At 68.2% G+C, this 258-nt stretch carries 1 protein-coding gene; it reads left to right on the top strand.

Annotation, left to right across the window (positions count from 1 at the left end; translation table 11 throughout):
- Positions 1–30 precede the first annotated feature (30 nt).
- Positions 31–258: AraC family ligand binding domain-containing protein (locus AAEY87_RS14140; protein ID WP_350657630.1), on the top strand; the 228-nt coding region annotated here is incomplete at its 3' end.

Below are 258 nucleotides of genomic sequence, written 5' to 3'. Positions count from 1 at the left end.
GGTCAAGTAAGCCCGCTCCCGCGCCCGATCATGTCCGCCGCCCGCCTCCCCGATTCCGCACGCTACTGGCGCACGCCGCTCGTGCCGGACGCGGATCTGCTCACGGCCACCTATCGCGATCACGCGTTCGCGCCCCACTGGCACGACGCGTACACGATCCCCGTGATTCTCGAAGGCGCGGAACGCTTCACCTATCGCGGCACCGGCTACGTCGCCGAAACGGGCACCGTGCCCGTGATCAATCCCGGTGAAGTGCAC

This window comes from Psychrobacter sp. S1-30-MNA-CIBAN-0213 (assembly GCF_040309845.1).
Taxonomy (GTDB): Bacteria; Pseudomonadota; Gammaproteobacteria; order Pseudomonadales; family Moraxellaceae; genus Psychrobacter.
This window is presented reverse-complemented; position numbering and strand designations above follow the sequence as displayed.